The sequence below is a fragment of the Ruminococcus sp. AF20-12LB genome, from assembly GCF_003478985.1.
Taxonomy (GTDB): Bacteria; Bacillota; Clostridia; order Lachnospirales; family Lachnospiraceae; genus Blautia_A.
In genome coordinates, this window is the sequence record NZ_QUGH01000020.1 from 1 (window position 1) to 13,385 (window position 13,385).

At 40.1% G+C, this 13,385-nt stretch carries 13 protein-coding genes, 2 tRNA genes and 1 pseudogene; 13 read left to right on the forward strand and 3 right to left on the reverse strand.

The annotated features are described in order from the left end of the window. Positions 1–131: 131 nt before the first annotated feature. Positions 132–204, forward strand: a tRNA-Asn gene (locus DWX61_RS17490). 36 nt (positions 205–240) lie between these two features. Further along, positions 241–312: transfer RNA gene (locus tag DWX61_RS17495), tRNA-Cys, on the forward strand. Positions 313–655: 343 nt separating this feature from the next. On the opposite strand, the gene DWX61_RS17500 is transcribed toward DWX61_RS17495, so the two are convergent. Both DWX61_RS17500 and DWX61_RS17505 read right to left on the reverse strand, forming a co-directional pair. Further along, positions 656–1,870, reverse strand: a complete 1,215-nt coding sequence (locus tag DWX61_RS17500) for a site-specific integrase (RefSeq protein ID WP_117576789.1) — start codon at positions 1,868–1,870, stop codon at positions 656–658. 98 nt (positions 1,871–1,968) lie between these two features. Then, complete coding sequence (locus DWX61_RS17505; RefSeq protein WP_243148421.1) at positions 1,969–2,169, reverse strand: helix-turn-helix domain-containing protein; 201 nt, start codon at positions 2,167–2,169, stop codon at positions 1,969–1,971. 734 nt (positions 2,170–2,903) lie between these two features. Here DWX61_RS17505 and DWX61_RS17510 point away from each other — a divergent pair. The 11 genes and pseudogenes from DWX61_RS17510 to DWX61_RS17555 all read left to right on the forward strand — a co-directional run bounded on the left by DWX61_RS17510 (position 2,904) and on the right by DWX61_RS17555 (position 12,757). Next, a complete protein-coding gene (locus DWX61_RS17510; RefSeq protein ID WP_025581135.1) occupies positions 2,904–4,046 on the forward strand; it encodes a hypothetical protein in 1,143 nt (380 codons plus the stop codon). A gap of 12 nt (positions 4,047–4,058) precedes the next feature. Beyond that, positions 4,059–5,096 (forward strand): YqaJ viral recombinase family nuclease, encoded by a 1,038-nt coding sequence (locus DWX61_RS17515; protein ID WP_025581134.1) that lies wholly within the window; start codon positions 4,059–4,061, stop codon positions 5,094–5,096. Continuing rightward, positions 5,096–5,497: a DUF7768 domain-containing protein gene (locus DWX61_RS17520; RefSeq protein WP_117576790.1), complete on the forward strand. Its 402-nt coding sequence runs from the start codon at positions 5,096–5,098 to the stop codon at positions 5,495–5,497. Before DWX61_RS17515 ends, DWX61_RS17520 begins: the two co-directional genes overlap by 1 nt. Beyond that, the gene (recD2, locus tag DWX61_RS17525) at positions 5,475–7,718 is read left to right on the forward strand and encodes an SF1B family DNA helicase RecD2 (protein ID WP_117576791.1); all 2,244 of its coding nucleotides are present in this window, start codon (positions 5,475–5,477) and stop codon (positions 7,716–7,718) included. The genes DWX61_RS17520 and recD2 overlap by 23 nt, the downstream gene beginning before the upstream one ends. Positions 7,719–7,807: 89 nt before the next feature. Further along, positions 7,808–8,740, forward strand: a complete 933-nt coding sequence (locus DWX61_RS17530) for a hypothetical protein (RefSeq protein ID WP_173685594.1) — start codon at positions 7,808–7,810, stop codon at positions 8,738–8,740. A 75-nt stretch (positions 8,741–8,815) separates the two neighbouring features. After that, a pseudogene (locus tag DWX61_RS19630) lies at positions 8,816–9,049 on the forward strand (CHC2 zinc finger domain-containing protein); the annotation flags it as partial. A gap of 48 nt (positions 9,050–9,097) precedes the next feature. Then, positions 9,098–9,997, forward strand: a complete 900-nt coding sequence (locus tag DWX61_RS17535; RefSeq protein WP_353652885.1) for a hypothetical protein — start codon at positions 9,098–9,100, stop codon at positions 9,995–9,997. Between the two features lie 46 nt (positions 9,998–10,043). Continuing rightward, complete coding sequence (gene srtB / locus DWX61_RS17540) at positions 10,044–10,832, forward strand: class B sortase (protein WP_286188088.1); 789 nt, start codon at positions 10,044–10,046, stop codon at positions 10,830–10,832. 3 nt (positions 10,833–10,835) lie between these two features. Then, complete coding sequence (locus DWX61_RS17545; protein ID WP_117843950.1) at positions 10,836–11,255, forward strand: hypothetical protein; 420 nt, start codon at positions 10,836–10,838, stop codon at positions 11,253–11,255. A gap of 191 nt (positions 11,256–11,446) precedes the next feature. After that, the gene (locus DWX61_RS17550; protein WP_117843951.1) at positions 11,447–12,367 is read left to right on the forward strand and encodes a ParM/StbA family protein; all 921 of its coding nucleotides are present in this window, start codon (positions 11,447–11,449) and stop codon (positions 12,365–12,367) included. A 15-nt stretch (positions 12,368–12,382) separates the two neighbouring features. Beyond that, on the forward strand, positions 12,383–12,757 hold the full coding sequence (locus DWX61_RS17555; RefSeq protein ID WP_171026669.1) for a stage III sporulation protein AF: 375 nt from the start codon (positions 12,383–12,385) through the stop codon (positions 12,755–12,757). A gap of 134 nt (positions 12,758–12,891) precedes the next feature. Here the strand turns inward: DWX61_RS17555 and DWX61_RS17560 are convergent, their stop codons facing one another. Beyond that, a complete protein-coding gene (locus tag DWX61_RS17560; protein WP_005342243.1) occupies positions 12,892–13,236 on the reverse strand; it encodes a helix-turn-helix domain-containing protein in 345 nt (114 codons plus the stop codon). Positions 13,237–13,385: the final 149 nt, after the last annotated feature.

Below are 13,385 nucleotides of genomic sequence, written 5' to 3' on the forward strand. Positions count from 1 at the left end.
TCGGTAGAGCATGCGGCTGTTAACCGCAGTGTCGTTGGTTCGAGTCCAACAGGGGGAGCATGGTGCCATAGCCAAGTGGTAAGGCAAAGGTCTGCAACACCACACACTAGGGAGCCGAATAAGATAAATGTTCCTCCTTAGCTCAGTCGGTAGAGCATGCGGCTGTTAACCGCAGTGTCGTTGGTTCGAGTCCAACAGGGGGAGCTACAAACCCAATAATTGTGCAAAATAACTAAATATGGCGCAGTAGCCAAGTGGTAAGGCAATGGTCTGCAACACCAGTATTCACCGGTTCAAATCCGGTCTGCGCCTCTTAAAAAGCCCAGAAAATCAAGGTTTTCGAGGCTTTTTTTTTTCAAAATCCTATAATTCTGTCTAAAAAAATAAGGTGGCAAAATTATAGGAAAGAAAAAGTTCACAATTTTTTCTACAAGTCCATTTTTCCATAATCCAATTCCATTTTTTAAAAAATTAATTCTAAAATACAAGTTTTCATGCTTTAATATTTATAGATATGTCCGCCAAAAACCGTTAAAAAGCTTATAAAATCAAGTAAAATCGTTTCGTAAGGTGGACGATAAGGTGGCAGAATTTTGGTTGTAACAGCCTGTGCCATCATACTGTAGACAACCATTACCTCTGTTAAGCGGAAGATTTATGCAATCATAGCATCAATTAAACTTACCTTACGTTCACTGTCTGTATGAACATAAGTACGCATGATCACCTCATAGTTATCGCCAATGATTTCAGCAGCTTCCTTTATTTCTCCCATATTGTGAGTCTGCCGGATCAGATTTGTTGCAAAAGTGTGCCGTAGTGCATGAAGATTATATTCTGGAATCTCAGCACGCTTACAAATTTTCTTTAGCGTATTGGCTAAATTTTGGATTGTAGGGCTGACACCATTTTGCGTAGATAATATCAAATCTGGAAAAACCCGATTTTTATCGTATAGCTCCATCATACATGATAGTGAAAATTCAGCTTCCTTGTTTAATGGAATAGTCCGCAAACTATTTGGGTATTTTGGAGGAGTCAAAATCATTTTAGTCCTTTTTTTTGAGCCGGCCTCTCGGTTTTTGACCCTGCTAAGCGTATGTGTGATTTTAATGCCACGCCGTCCTAAAAAGGGCACGATAGAAGATTGACCTAATGCAAGCAATTCACCGCCACGTAAACCTGTGTTTAAAAGGAATACAATGGCAGGACCATATCTATACAAATAGCGTTCATTTTTATTTGGACTGGGTTCCATTGCAATTTCTTTTATAATCTGCTCATGTTCTGGTGGGATGATTGAGATTTCCTTTGTTTCTACAGGAAGAACGGATTCTTCCGGCATTATCACCCGATTTAAAATATCAGAAAAGTTTTTTGGCAGTTCGCCGAGAGAAATTGCTGTTTTAATCATTGCAGACCAAAATAAGTAAATTTTCTTTAATGATGAATAACTCAGGATTTCCTTTTTAGCATTAATCGTTGCTGTAATATCATCAGCATTCAGATTAGAAAATGTTTTGCTAAAAGCATCCGTATCTTTTAAATGATTTTCGTATGTTTTTTCTAATCGATCCAGACTGGTTTGTTTGAATTTGCCAGCTTCAACCATGAGACTTTTGCGGAATAAGTATTTGTTCGCATAGTCCTGTACTTTGATGTTTGAAGTAATTGCGTCTTGTATTGCGACTTTTATCTTCCAGTCATCTAATAATGCTTTCGCTTCTCCTTTGGTAGGAGCATTAAACTCCTTGTCCGGTAGCCCTTTTTTTCTATATCGGGCAGTCCAACCTCCTCTCTTATTTGGAAATAGTGATCCATCCCCTTTGGATCTTCTTTTTTGTTGTGTACCTTTCGTTGTTCTCGCCATGAATAGTTCCCTTTCTTTAATGAGATATTCATGCCAAATCAGGTATAAGGTCTATTTTAATATAGCCAAGCCTGATTGACAATAACTTTCTAAAGGGCCTAAAAGAATATTTGCTTTCCTATGTTTTTCTTGAGAAACTCCTGAATAGAAGCTGGTGAAGTAAAATATTGCCGCCCAACTTTTGTAACGGGAAGAATTCCACTGTCAAGAAGTTCCCTGGTTTTTGTTTTTCCAATGCCGAGCATGGATGCTATCTCCTGAACGGAGTATGCTTTAAAGAGATTGTCTGTTTCACTCAATATAATCACCTCTATAAATTAGATTAATGAAAGAGTAGACATATCAGGAAACCGTTTCCTATGCCATGTTTCATGCACGTATGAGGTGTTACTATGTAATCATCAAGCTGCAGGCGTGCATTTATGCGACACTATCTGCAGCACCTATATACATTTCCTGATAAGGTATAAAATTATCAAGGTACAATAGCGTAAGACTTGGTTTTGTCTTAACAATTTCATTAAGTAATTAACTGAGATTTTTTCAGATTGAACAGATTATGTACTTTTTATAAAAAATTTTTCTATAAACTTGAAAAAAGAGAGGTGGGATACGTGATATTTCAATATTTTAATTGAAGTCATATATGCAAAGCAGAGTATTTAAGAACATACAATATATTGTGCATGAAGATTGACATATACTATATCATGTGCTACTATACTGCTATAGTTAATTTTATGCGCACCCATAGGGGGAGTTTTGGATTTGTATAAATCCTAAGACTCAAGGAGAGCAGTAAGGCTGCTTATTCCGCATAAGTTGTTTATGATTGTATAAAGTGTCACTATCTGTCCTTATGGGGCAATAGCGGCACTTTTGTTTTTTCGGTAATATTATCAGGGATATGAGAATGGATAGCGAAGGAATACTTCTCTTTTCATTCTTTTTTTATGCCCTAATGAAAGGCAGGATTGCCACAATCAGCTTTGGCTGTTTATGGATAAATAAATTTAAGAAAGGTGGTACACACATGAAAGAAACAAAGATTTATGCAGATGAGTTTTGCACTACATTTGCAAGTACAACGGAGATGCTGGAATTTCTGGCTGAGAGGGCAAAGCAGTCCAAGTGGATTCGTAAGCCTACCAGGATGCTAAAACTGGTTCCATTGGAAAAGGAGGCAGAAACCATTGAAGAAGCCTGTGAAAAAGAACTGGAAGGAATAGTAGAGGATACAGAAAAGAATACCCAATTGGTATTAAAAGTGAACAAGGATTTTTATCCGGTTCGTGACTGTGCTATCCATACAATTCTGAAAAGAGCCGGCATTAATGGAACAGGATTAAAGAAACTGGAGAAAGCTACTTATGCAAAGGTAGTAAACTACTGTCTTCAGGTAGCGAAAGGAGATGCCTTAATCAAGGTGGCAGATGGAAAAGTATCTGCAGTACATGGCGGTGATGATCATGATTACTGTGTACTGGATATGCAGACAATCTTCAATATGACAAGTGATTATCTGAAAGCACATTTTAAGGGAAGTACGTATCTGGAGGGATCTGGAAGTTTTGACCATTCCATTGTGTCTGCTATGTGGACTTTAGGAGGAAATCAGGAACTTTTGGATACTTATCACCAGGCTTTGGAGGATCATGGAATTGAGGATAAGAGCCTTGCTCCTGCACTGCGCCTGACTACTTCTGATGTAGCAGTAAGTGGTGTGAATCTGTATCCCATGATGCTCTCACAAACCAGTAATCGTGTCATTAACCTGGGTAGTCCTATCAAACTGTCACATGATAGAGGGGCAACCTTACAGGATTTCCGGAATAATCTGGACAAAATTTTTTCCCGTTATCAGGAAGCGGTTAAAGGAATTGTTGGTTTGATGGATATAGATATCCAAAACCCTGTAAACTGTCTGCATCTGATTATGAAGGAACTCAAAATCAATCAGAAAATCCGAAACGAAGTAGTAGAGCTTTTTGTGGGACAATATGGGGAAGAACCATGCACAGCTCATGATCTTTATTTTGCCATGCACGAAGCTGCTTTCTTTGCTGCTTGTGAAGGATTTTCTGCACCACGGATTTTAAAATTGGAAGAAGATATTGCAAAAACACTGGTCTTTGACTGGAAAGGGTTTGATGTATATGGAACGATTAAATTATAAGGAGGAAATGAGATGAATACAGCATTAAATTATCAGCCGGAAGTTCTTGTTGATACAGCAGATTTGAGCCGAGAAGATTGGTTGGATTATCGGCGTCTTGGTATTGGTGGAAGCGATGCAGCGGCAATCATGGGCTTATCCCCATTTTCGACAATCAGGGATTTGTATTTCGATAAAATTGGTGTTACGCCAGTAATCGAAGAAGAGGAAGAAAACTGGGTAGCGAAAGAAGTGGGACACCGCCTGGAAGATTTGGTTGCCATGATTTTTGCCAAGAAGACTGGACTTGAAGTTTTCCCTGTACGAAAAATGTTCCGGCATCCGCTATATCCGTTTATGTTAGCGGATGTGGATTACTTTATCCGTTTTCCAGATGGCAGCATTGGGATTTTGGAATGTAAAACCTGTAATTACAATGCAAAAGACAAATGGGCAGATGATGGGATTCCTGAAAACTATGTTTTGCAGGTTCGTCATTATCTTGCAGTCATGAATATGAATAAGGCATATATTGCCTGCCTTTATGGAAACAATGAAAATGAATTTGTTTACCGGTGTCTGGAACGAGATAGAATGGAGGAAGAAGAACTCATTGACCAGGAGAAATACTTCTGGGAGGAATATGTGGAGAAGAAAATAGAACCACCGTATTCCGGAAAGCCAGATCTCATTTTGGCTAGTATCCGGAAATATAATGGTTACGCAGACAAATCAATTCCTGAAATCAGCATATCTAGCTTGGAATCACGCAGTCTTGAAAAATATCTCAAATTATCTGAAGAAAAATCCCAATTGGAAAAGAGAAAAAAGAAGATTGAAGCGGAACAACGTGCATTGAGCGTACCGTTTGTCGAGCTTCTTGGACAAGGGTGTAAGGCAGTGATCGAGGATGGGAGTTTCCGTTACCGGATTACTTATAATCCTACGATACGCACCCAGATTGGAAAAGAAAATATGGAGAAACTGAAAAATCAGCATCCGGATATCTACGAAGAATACACAAGCACTACAGAAAGCAGGATTTTCCGGATTAAAAAGGAGGTTGCATAATGTTACAAGGAAAAAAGGCATATATTTGTTCTCCGCTGTCTGCCCCGAATCCAGAGGGAATGCAGCATAATATGGAACTGGCAAAATACTATCTCATGCAGATGAAAAGGCTGTATCATTGCCGTACTTTTGCTTCACATGCACATCTTCCGTTAATGTTGGATGACCGTATCCCAGAAGAGCGTGAGACTGCAATGCAGATTGGAGCTTTGATGCTGGATTTATGTGAAGTATTAATAATTTGTGGTTCCTGCATCAGTGAGGGAATGAGAAGAGAGATTCAGACAGCATTTGAAAAAGGAAAAGACGTTTATTGGTATGATTCCAAGATGAAATCAGGCGAATTGATGAAAGTAGAGAACTGGAGGAGCATAGACGATGAGGTGCAAATATATACGTAAGATTTTTCAAAATGAGGAAAACGGATATACGGTTGCGTTATTTTCCACGCTGGATCATGAGGTTCCTCTTTCTGCCAGAGATAAATTTTGGGCAGACAAAAAAATCATTGCGTTTACTGCAAAAGGATATGACCTGCCTCTTACGGATGAAATCGAAATAGAGATGGAAGGCGAGTGGGAGACAAATTCCCATGGAACACAATACAAGGTAGAAACTTTTTTGGAAGTTGTACCTAGAACAAGGGAAGGTATCTTAGGATACCTTTCTTGTGGTTCTTTAAAAGGAATTGGTCCCAAAACGGCAGAACGGATTGTCAATCGTTTTGGTCTGGATACCTTGGAGGTAATGGAAAAGTATCCACAGGAATTATTAAAGATTCAGGGGATATCTCAGAAAAAACTGGACCGTATTGTGGATTCTTTTGGAAAAAACAAAGTATTCCGGGAATTGATGACTTTTTTATCACCGTTTCATGTTACGCCTAAAAAAGCAAATATGATTTTTCAGAAGTTTCGGGATCAATCCGTAGAAATCATTCGGAAGCAGCCTTATATACTTTGCTCAGTCAAAGGGTTTGGTTTTCTCACTGTGGATGCCATTGCAAGGCAGTGCTGTGCTGCAACAAATGATCCTATGCGTATTTCCGGATGCGTCAGCTATGTGCTGCGGGAAGCCATGAAGCAGAACGGACATTTATATCTGGAGCAGGAAATTCTGGTAAAAGATGCATTGAAGGTTCTGAATAAAGAACTGAATCTTCAGCCGGTGACGGAAACAGAGATTTTAAAAGTGTTATATCGTCTGGTCATGCAGGACAGTATCGTGGTAGAAGAGAATAGGGTTTACATTACCCAACAGCATCAGGAAGAAGAGGATACAGCCTCTATGATTGCAAGAAAATTGCATGAGCGAATTCCAGTTCTTACGATTGAAAAGGAACTGGAGGAAGCACAGGAGGATTTAAACATAACATTATCCGAACAGCAGAAAGAAGCAGTACGTATGGTTTTTGCAAACCCGATCAGCATTATTACTGGAGGACCTGGAACCGGAAAAACAACGGTTTTGAAGATCATCTTGTATATCTATCAGAAAAAATGCGGGAATGAAGTAAAACTGATGGCACCGACTGGACGTGCCGCAAGGCGAATGGCAGAGAGTACCGGAAGTGGAGATGCAACTACGATGCACATGGCATTGGGGCTTTTTGGTGATGGTGATTATGAAGCACTTATAGATGAATTGTCCGCAGATTTTATTAATGTGGATGAGGTATCTATGGTAGATATGCACCTTGCCTATGAATTTTTTTACAAGGTAAAAGCAGGAGCCAGAGTGCTTTTGGTAGGAGATGTCCACCAGCTTCCTTCTGTAGGAGCAGGAGATGTGTTCCGGCAGCTTATCTTGTGCGGGAAAATACCGGTTACTGTTTTAAATCTGGTATATCGCCAGGGGAAGGACAGCAACATCCCCATAAATGCTCAACTTATCAATGAAGGAAAGACAAACCTGCAATGGGGGGATGATTTCCAGATGGTCGAATGTTCAGGAGCAGATGCGGCGGCACAAATTGTTAAAAATATCTATCTCAAGGAAATTCAGATGTATGGTATGGAGCAAGTACAGATACTCTCTCCATATAAAGTGAGAAGTGCAGCCGGTGTCTTGGAACTGAACCGCAGTCTGCAGGACGAGGTAAATCCCCCTGTATCCGGAAAAAGGGAGCTTCATCTTGGCGGTGAGATATTTCGGGAAGGTGACAGAATCCTTCAAAACAAGAATACAGAATTTGCCAGTAACGGAGATTTGGGTACATTGGTACAGATTGCTGAAGATGAGGACAATAACCCTCTGGTTCAAATCGTATTTACAGATGGCCGCAGGGTGAAGTATGAGGCAGAGCAGGTGGAAATGATTGAACATGCAAACGCCATAACCATACACAAAAGCCAAGGAAGCGAGTGCCAGGTGGTCATCATTCCGTGGTTAAAAGCTTTTTATCCCATGCTGAAGCGGAACATCTTTTATACGGGAATCACCAGGGCAAAACAGCGTGTTTATATTGTTGGGGAATGGAAAGCCGTTTGTCAGGCAATCCACACAGATGATACGGGAACCAGAAAGACGATGCTGGCAGTAAAAATACAACAGTATTGTGAACGGTATCAGAGACAGGAAAACAGACGGATCCCTGCAACAATTTGCAACCGGGCTGTGTAAAAAAATAGCAAAATAGTTCAATGTTGAGAATTGGCAGGTTATTACTTTATGAAGGGATGTCCTGCCGGTTCCAAAGAAAGGAGCAGGCAATGAGCGAATTATTATATAACAAGTCAAAAGCAGTAGAAGAACTGAATAAAGTGGAAGGATTTTATCCTCTGGAACTTGCCAGAGTTATTTCTAATGAAGGGCAGGAGGAACAACGGTATCTGGATGTGAAATATCGGAAGCTGTGGTTCCGTCTGGTAAATCCTACAGGCAAGATTATCAGCCGGATTGTTCACTTTACCGAAAATATGGCAGTCGTAGAAGCCAGAATTTATCTGGATAAGTGTGATCAGGAAGATAATTATATTGCAAATTCCTTTTCACAGAAGTTTCGTACAGCAGATATACAGTTTGGGGATAAATTTCTTGAAATGGCAGAAACAGCGGCAATTGGGCGAGCTTTGGCAGATGCGGGGTATGGCCTGCAATTTGCTGATGTAGGGGAAGGAAATGATCCAATGCAGGTAGATGCAGGAATTCCTGTAAATCAGGGAACACAGATGCAGACTGCGATGCCAGCACAAACCCCTGCACCAGGAATGCAGCAGACTCCCAATCAGTCAGCAGGAACCATGCCATCATTTCCGCCTCAAGCAACTCCGGGGCAGCAGATGATGGAACAGTTTTATCAAGAAGCACAAGCCAATGGAAATACGATTGGCGGGGTAACGGGTACAGGACAGATGACAAATCCGGTAATGAGTCCGGCAACTGGATCTGTACCAGTTATGCAGCAGATGCCTTCTAAGCCGCAATTTCTGAATCCCAATATGCCAGTGGAAGAACTGGTGAAAAGGATGAGTTATGAGCAGGCAATACAAGTAGCCGTAACAGGACAGGGAAAATTTAGTGGAAAGACCATGGGACAGGTTGCAATAGAAAGTCCTTCCAGCTTGCAATGGTTCGCAGAACAGTATCATGGACAGAACCATTTCATACCGGCGGCAGCCAAAGTAATTCTTGCAAAGGCATAGCAAATAGCCGGCTTAACATTCTTTCCACAGCCAATAAAGGCTGTGGAAGAAAGGAGGAACCATAGAGTGTATGATATGTCAGGCTTTAGCTACGATATCACAGATGTCGTGCATTTACTGCAGCTTAGAGTACGGCATAAAAATTCTTCGTCAATGGATGTGAATTGTCCATTTTGTGGAGAAACAAAAGGGAAAATGAATGTTAATCTTCAGAAAAATGTGTTCCGGTGTAATCGGTGTGATGCTTCCGGCGGAATGCTAGAATTATACGGAAGACTGCATGGTGTTTCCAGTGCAGAGGCAAACCGACAGATCCGGGAAGCTCTGGGAAAGGGGGAATACCGGACGGATTATCAGGTGGTTCATAAAGAAGAGCCTGTAGAAATTTTTAATGCCGAGTTAGCGGATGCAGATGTCATTGACCGAACATATCAAGAAATGTTGTCGTTATTGACCTTAAATGATAAACATCAGGAAGATCTTAAAAAAAGAGGGCTGACGAAAGAACAGATCGGGATACAGAGGTATCGTAGTGTACCGTTGTTTGGAATTAAAAATATGGTACAAAAACTGTTGGAATCCGGACAGACGGTAAAAGGTGTGCCGGGATTTTATGAAGATCAAGATGGGAAATGGACAATTAATTTTACTTCTAAAAATTCTGGGATTTTGATACCGATTCGATCCATGGAAGGAAAAATACAAGGATTTCAGATACGGTTGGATCAGGTAATGGAGGGACGGAAGTATATCTGGCTTTCCAGTGTGAAATTCCAAAATGGAGTATCATCAGGGAGTCCGGTACATGTCATAGGAAGTCTGGACGCAGAACAGATCTATTTAACAGAAGGTGCATTAAAAGGTACGATAGCCCACTATTTATCTGGAGATACGTTCATTTGCGTTGCTGGTGTCAATCAGTACAGAAATTTAAAGCCAGTTTTGGAAACGCTGAAAAGCAGGCATCTGCAGCACCTATATGAAGCTTATGATATGGATAAAAAAATGAAGGTATATTGTGATGGGGATTCTGAGAAATGTGATGCCTGTCAACGTAAACCAGCCACTTTTTATTGTCCGCATAAGATGCAGAAACGGCAGATTCTACAGAACGCTTGTAGAAAGGTGTATGAAATCTGTAGTGGATTGTCTATTTCCATGAGCCGTATGGTTTGGGACATGGATTCTTATGGTGAGTGGAATGGGCAGATCAAAGGAATTGATGATTATTACTATGTATTGAAAAATACGGGGTGAATATGGACCGGGCAAGTTGTCCGGTCTTATGGAAGAGGAGGATTCGATGAAACGAAAGAAAATTTACGGCATATTTATGCTTGTAGCCATTGCTGTTTTTTTATTTGCAGGAGGAAGGATACTGCAAATTTATTTGAATTATCAGGAAAGTCAAAAAGTCTATGAGCAGATGGAAGAGTTTACGCAAAAGACAGAGAACCACGACTTGTCACCAGAAGCGGTTCCAGGGGAAACAACAGGGGAGGTCGTAGAACAGGGATTCCTACAGGTGGATTTTAACAAGCTGGAAGAAATCAATCCAGATGTCATTGCATGGATTGAGATTCCTGGTTTGGAAATTAGTTATCCGGTAGTCCAGGGGAGGGATAATGACTATTATCTGCATCACCTGATTACGGGAGAAAATCATAAAAGTGGCAGTATTTTTATGGACTTTCACAACCAGGAGAATTTATCAGACAGAAATTCCATTATCTATGGGCATAATATGAAGGATGGGAGCATGTTTGGAACCCTGGATCAGTATCAGTCACAGTCACTTTATCGAAACTATCCCTGTTTTTATATGTATGTGCCAGGATATATTTATGAGTATCAGATTTTTTCCTGTTATGCAGCACCGACGGATCATCCAGCATATACTTATGATTTTCCTACTTCTGAGGACTATGAAGTTTTTCTGGAAACACTACAAAGAAGTGCTGAGTATAACACAGGGATGACAGTTACCGAGGAGGATCAGGTAGTGACCTTATCAACTTGTGTAAATACCCGAAAGGATTATCGCTATTTAGTACATGGAAAACTGAAACAGAAAATAAAAATGGAGGAATAACAGATGTTAGATTTTGAATATGCAAAGGCATTGGCAGAGGTTGTGCTGGATACAACTTGCAGCGAAAAAGAAAGAGAAGTACGGCTGGAGTGTTCAACCCAAATATTTGGCAGAGCAAATGCTTATTTAAAGAAAGGCTTCTTACCCGATGTGGTAGAGGCTTTTTTTGTGCGAAAAATGAAAGGTTTGCCACTGGTATCGACAAAGCAGGATATGCAGGATTTTTTGAAAGTCAGTACACCCCATTATTTTGGCGGGAAATTTACAGTTAGTAATATTCCGTATTATTCAGAGGAAGAAGAACTGCTACTTTGGTCAGAAACATCACTTCGTGGTCCATTGATTACAGCCGGATACGAACGCTATATGGAACTGTTTAAAAAGATTTTGCCTCAAAAGGCAGAACAGATTAATTTTTTATAAAGAGAAATAATTCGAATGAGGACTGGAAATATATGGTGGTTTAAAGATAAATGTTAAAAATTATTATATAGGAAGAAAGCATCTGTCTGTAGCAAAATGCTGCAGACAGGATATTTTTTTGAAAAAAAGTTGCTTTGTACGGAAGCTCTGCGTACAAGAGAAGTATAAAGAAAAAAAGGAGAGATGATTTTATGATAAAAAAAGTTCGGATTGCGGTAGACCATGGCAATAGAAATATGAAAACCTGTTCCCAGGTATTTACGACAGGGCTTACCATTCAGGATAAAAAGCCTGCCAGAGGGGAAAAGTTCCTGTTCTATGAGGGAAAGTATTATGTGCTGAGTGAAAATAGGATTCCTTATCAAAGAGATAAAACGCAGGATGATCGATTTTTTATCCTTACTCTATTTGCAATCGTAAAAGAGCTGGAGGAAAACCCTCAAATTCAGCCGGAGGATGTCATTCAGGTGGATCTTCCGATTGGGCTGCCACCCAAGCATTATGCAGAACTTTGTGAACGGTATGAAGCATATTTTAAAAGACAAGGGAAAATCCATGATATCAATTACTGTGGTAGGACATATCATATCACCATTGGAGAGGTAATGGCATTTCCACAGGACTATGCGGCTATGATGACTATGATTGAAAAGCTGCAGCAGATTCCCAAAGTAGTAGGAATTGATATAGGAGGATTTACTACAGACTATCTGCTGATGCGGAAAGGTAATCCGGATATGGAAGCCTGTGATTCTATGGAAAAAGGTGTGATTACCATGTATAACAAGATTATTTCCGGGATTAACAGTGAATATGATATTTTGTTAGAGGAAAGTGATATTGACAGTATCCTTCAGGGAAACACAGAGTTTTATGAAGAGGCTGTAGTCCGTATGACAGAAGGTATGGTGCAGGATTTTGTAAAGGATCTGCTGAACAGTATTCGAGAAAGAGGCATAGATACCAAAGCAGCATATACGGTATTTATTGGAGGCGGGGCAAAGCTATTGAGCCATTTTCTGGAACAATCGGACCGTCTGGGGAAATATACCTTTATTGAGGATATTTCTGCCAATGCCAAAGGATATGACAGACTGTTTCAGATTATGTAGAGGAGTGTGATAAATGTGGAGAAAAAGAATCCCTATAAATTCACACTTGGATTTGATAAAACAAAGCCTTCACATGTGAGGGCAACAGAAATCCTAAACTCTGTAAAGGATAAGGCAGATTTAATCGCTTCAGCATTGGTATCTTACATAGATGATGTCCGACAAGAGGAAGGGGCTGTTTTAAGCAATGAAGCTCTTCAGGTTCTAATGCAGGAGATGGTAAAGCAAGAAGTAGCAAAAGCAATGCACCTGCATTCCATAAAGCCAGAGGAGCCGAATCGTAATTCAAATAGTGTAATGGCTGTGCAGCAGGAATCACTTGAAACCATTACTCCGGAAGTAGCAAAAAGTGTAAGAGATGCTATGAGCATATTCCGTAATCGATCATAAACAAAAAAGAAGCACTCGATGAGATGCTTCTTTTTTTGTTTATTTTTTATCGTCCACAGGAAACGCACAGATTGAACAAAGGTTTTTCACAGATTCTATCCATATACTCATAGGTTAGATATTGTTAGAAAAAGTTAATCGGAATGCTCTTTTTCTTTTAATGCAGAAAGAAGTTCACGCAATGTACGAAGGGCAATCTGGCGATCATCTTCGGAACAGGTTTGCAGCTCTTTCATGATTTGATATGTGGTAGTATCTGCTTCATCTTCCTGAACAACGGAATCAATAGAAATTCTCAAATACTGGGTAAGAGGAATCAAAGTAGCAAGTTCTGGATTTCCATTGCAGGTTTCAATATCAGAGATTGTTCGTGTGGAAACTCCTGCCCGTTCTGCCAGACTGGACTGTGACAGGCCAAGCCGTTCTCTTTCGCTTCTTACCGTGTAGCCTAATTTTTTCTTGACGGTATCCATCCGCATCCGCATCACCTCACTTATTGTTTTATTTTAACGTAGATTGATAGTAAGAGAAACGCATTATAGCACATGATAAAACGCAATATAGTGTGAGTAAGCGGTGCTTTAGAACCTGTAAAAGGAGGAAAGCACCCATGCTGCAAGCAAGGAAA

Coding starts and splice junctions, on each gene's coding strand:
- DWX61_RS17500 (WP_117576789.1), bottom strand. CDS start 1,870: ATGGCGAGAACAACGAAAGGTACACAACAAAAAAGAAGATCCAAAGGG.
- DWX61_RS17510 (WP_025581135.1), top strand. CDS start 2,904: ATGAAAGAAACAAAGATTTATGCAGATGAGTTTTGCACTACATTTGCA.
- DWX61_RS17515 (WP_025581134.1), top strand. CDS start 4,059: ATGAATACAGCATTAAATTATCAGCCGGAAGTTCTTGTTGATACAGCA.
- DWX61_RS17520 (WP_117576790.1), top strand. CDS start 5,096: ATGTTACAAGGAAAAAAGGCATATATTTGTTCTCCGCTGTCTGCCCCG.
- recD2 (WP_117576791.1), top strand. CDS start 5,475: ATGAGGTGCAAATATATACGTAAGATTTTTCAAAATGAGGAAAACGGA.
- DWX61_RS17530 (WP_173685594.1), top strand. CDS start 7,808: ATGAGCGAATTATTATATAACAAGTCAAAAGCAGTAGAAGAACTGAAT.
- srtB (WP_286188088.1), top strand. CDS start 10,044: ATGAAACGAAAGAAAATTTACGGCATATTTATGCTTGTAGCCATTGCT.
- DWX61_RS17545 (WP_117843950.1), top strand. CDS start 10,836: ATGTTAGATTTTGAATATGCAAAGGCATTGGCAGAGGTTGTGCTGGAT.
- DWX61_RS17550 (WP_117843951.1), top strand. CDS start 11,447: ATGATAAAAAAAGTTCGGATTGCGGTAGACCATGGCAATAGAAATATG.
- DWX61_RS17560 (WP_005342243.1), bottom strand. CDS start 13,236: ATGCGGATGGATACCGTCAAGAAAAAATTAGGCTACACGGTAAGAAGC.